Genomic DNA, 3415 nt, shown 5'->3' with positions numbered 1-3415 from the left:
TCCGGGGCGGTGCCGCCGATGTGGTTGCGCGCGGCCACCGAGCCCTCCAGGGTCAGCACCTCGAAGACGTCGGCCTCGATGACGTCGGAGAACTGATGCAGCTCCTCGAGGCTCATCTCCGAGAGATCCTTCTCGTGGCGCAGGCCGTAGGCCACCGACTGGCCGACGATCTCGTGGGCGTCGCGGAAGGCCACCCCGCGGCGTACCAGGTAGTCGGCGAGGTCGGTGGCGGTGGAGAAGCCGCGTCGCGCCGCCTCGAGCATGTTCGCCTTGCGCGCCTCGATGGCCGGCACCATGTCGGCGAAGGCCTTGAGGCAGTCCTTGACCGTGTCGAGGGTGTCGAACAGCGGCTCCTTGTCCTCCTGATTGTCCTTGTTGTAGGCCAGCGGCTGGGACTTCATCAGGGTCAGCAGGCCCATCAGGTGGCCGTAGACCCGGCCGGTCTTGCCGCGCACCAGCTCGGGCACGTCGGGGTTCTTCTTCTGCGGCATGATCGAGGAGCCGGTGCAGAAGCGGTCGGGCAGGTCGATGAAGTCGAACTGGGCGCTGGTCCACAGCACCAGTTCCTCGCTCATGCGCGACAGGTGCATCATCAGCAGGCTGGCGAAGGCCGTGAACTCGATGGCGAAGTCGCGATCGCTCACCGCGTCGAGGGAGTTCTCGGCGGGGCGCGCGAAGCCCAGCAGCTCGGCGGTGACGTGGCGGTCGATGGGGTAGGTGGTGCCGGCGAGTGCCGCGGCTCCGAGGGGCAGCACGTTGACACGACGGCGACAGTCGAGCAGCCGCTCGTGGTCGCGGGCCAGCATCTCCTGCCAGGCCAGCAGGTGGTGGCCGAAGGTGACCGGCTGGGCGGTCTGCAGGTGGGTGAAGCCGGGCATGATGGTGTCGGCCTCGCGCTCGGCGAGTTCGATCAGCCCCTCGCGCAGGCGGGCGAGTTCCCCGGCCACCAGGTCGATCTCGTCACGCAGGAACAGGCGGATGTCGGTGGCCACCTGGTCGTTGCGCGAGCGCCCGGTGTGCAGCTTCTTGCCGGTGACGCCGATCTCCTCGGTGAGCCGCGCCTCGATGTTCATGTGCACGTCTTCCAGCTTCACCGACCACGCGAACTCGCCGCGCTCGATCTCGTCGCGGATCTTGCCGAGCCCGGCGATGATGGCGTCACGTTCGTCGTCGGTGAGCACGCCCACCCGGGCCAGCATGGTGGCATGGGCGACGGAGCCCTGGATGTCGTGGAGGGCGAGGCGTCGGTCGAAGTCGACCGAGGCGGTGAAACGCTCGACGAAGGCATCGGTGGGTTCGTTGAAGCGGCCGCCCCAGGACTGGTTGGTGCTGTTGCTCGTCGGACTTGGGCTCATCGGGCTGGACATCCTGCATGACTGTGCGGTGGGTGACGTGCCGGTGGTGGCGCCGCCGTGAGCGCGCTGCCGGGACATGGCAGAAGTGTACCAGAGTCGGCGGGGCTGGCGAGGGGCGCACCCCGTCGGGGTGTGGCGAAAGGTCACGATTTTTCCTGCCCCGCCGGGTGCTTTATGATGAAGGCAGTCCGAATCATCGTCGCCGGCCGCCAGGGCGGCACCATCTGCTGAGCAGGGTCAGCCGCCAGGGCCCGGTACTGGGAGAACCTCGTGCACGCCATCACCACGCTGCGTATCGCCACCCGCAAGAGTCAACTGGCCATGTGGCAGGCCGAACACGTCCGTGACCGCCTGATGGCGGCGCATCCCGGCCTGGAGGTGGAACTGGTGGCCATGGCCACCCGCGGCGACAAGATCCTCGACACCCCGCTGGCCAAGGTCGGCGGCAAGGGCCTGTTCGTGAAGGAGCTCGAGGAGGCCATGCTCGACGGTCGCGCCGACATCGCCGTGCACTCCATGAAGGACGTGCCGATGCACTTTCCCGAGGGGCTCGGCCTGTCGGTGATCCTCGAGGGCGCCGAACCCACCGACGCCTTCGTCTCCAACCGCTATGCCTCCCTCGACGAGCTGCCCGAGGGGGCGCGGATCGGCACCTCCAGCCTGCGCCGCGGGCTGCAGATGCGCGAGGCGCGTCCCGATCTCGAGATCCTCAGCCTGCGCGGCAACGTCCAGACGCGGTTGGGCAAGCTCGACGCCGGCGAGTTCGACGCCATTCTGCTGGCCACCTCCGGCCTGCGACGCCTGGGGCTGGATGACCGTATCGCCATGGAACTGCCGCCGGAGGTCTGTCTGCCGGCCTGCGGCCAGGGCGCCCTGGGCATCGAGTGTCGCATGCACGACGCCGAGCTGATCTCGCTGCTGGCCCCGCTGGACGACCCGGCCACCGCCACCCGGGTGCGGGCCGAACGGGCCATGAACACGCGGCTGGAGGGGGGCTGCCAGGTGCCCATCGCCGGTCATGCCATCTTCGAGGACGATGGCCAGACCCTCTGGTTGCGCGCCCTGGTGGGCAACCCCGACGGCACCGAGGTGCTGCGTGCCGAGGGGCGCGGCTCGCGTCACGAGCCCGAGGCGCTGGGTATCCGGGTCGCCGAGGAGCTGCTCGACCAGGGGGCCGGCGAGATTCTCGCCGAGGTCTACGGCGCCGGTTGATGACGGGCCGGCCGGTTCTGATCAGCCGCCCCGGGACGCGGGGCGAGGTGCTGGCCGAGGCCATCGCGGCCAGCGGGTTGCCGGTGATGCGGCTCGAGGTCATGCGCCTGGAGCCGTTGCCCGAGACCCCGGTGATGCGCGCGGCCTGGCTGGACTTCGATCATTTCCACAAGGTGGTGGTGGTGAGCCCCTTCGCCGCCGAGTGCCTGGCCGAGGCGCTCGATCGCTACTGGCCGCAACTGCCGGTGGGCCTGGCCTGCTACGCGGTGGGCGCCGCCACCGCCGCCACCCTTCACCAACGACTCGGCGTGCGGGTTCGCGTGCCACCGGCGGATGCCGGCGAAGACACCAGCGAGACGCTGCTGCGCCTCGCGTCGCTGCACCGCCTCGATGACCAGCGCGTGCTGCTGGTGGCCGGCGAGGGCGGCCGTCCCGTGCTCGCCGATACCCTGACGTCTCGCGGCGCCCGGGTGACCCGCCTGGCGGTCTACCGCCGCCGGCCGCTCGACCCCGCACCGGCGGTTCGAGCGCAGCTGACCCGGGGTGACTATCGGGCGCTGGTGGTCAGCAGCGGAGAAATCCTCGAACATCTGGCAAGATGGTGCGGCGACGCCGCTTTGAACCAACCGCTAATCGTTTCCAGCACCAGGTTGGCTACACTGGCCGGCACACTGGGGTTTCGCGCCCCTGTCGTGGCGCCCGGTGCCACGCCGGCCGCGCTCGCGGCCGCGGTGGCCGAAGCCTGCGACCCGGAGGATGCCGATGTCGATCAAGACGATCTCGAAAAGGGCTAGCGACAGATGAGCAAGCAATCAAACGACCAGGACGACCAGCAGACACCGTCCGAC

3 protein-coding genes are annotated in these 3415 nt (G+C 69.4%); 2 read left to right on the top strand and 1 reads right to left on the bottom strand.

Features of this window, described 5'->3' with window-relative positions:
• Positions 1–1355: argininosuccinate lyase (gene argH / locus C1H66_RS20505; protein WP_102629729.1), on the bottom strand; the 1355-nt coding region annotated here is incomplete at its 3' end.
• A gap of 270 nt (positions 1356–1625) precedes the next feature.
• Between argH and hemC the strand changes: the two genes are divergently transcribed.
• Together hemC and C1H66_RS20495 are read left to right on the top strand one after the other, a co-directional pair.
• Complete coding sequence (gene hemC, locus C1H66_RS20500) at positions 1626–2567, top strand: hydroxymethylbilane synthase (protein WP_102629728.1); 942 nt, start codon at positions 1626–1628, stop codon at positions 2565–2567.
• Complete coding sequence (locus tag C1H66_RS20495) at positions 2567–3361, top strand: uroporphyrinogen-III synthase (RefSeq protein ID WP_102629727.1); 795 nt, start codon at positions 2567–2569, stop codon at positions 3359–3361. The genes hemC and C1H66_RS20495 overlap by 1 nt, the downstream gene beginning before the upstream one ends.
• Positions 3362–3415: the final 54 nt, after the last annotated feature.

This window comes from Halomonas heilongjiangensis (genome assembly GCF_002879645.1).
Classification (GTDB): domain Bacteria; phylum Pseudomonadota; class Gammaproteobacteria; order Pseudomonadales; family Halomonadaceae; genus Halomonas; species Halomonas heilongjiangensis.
This window is presented reverse-complemented; position numbering and strand designations above follow the sequence as displayed.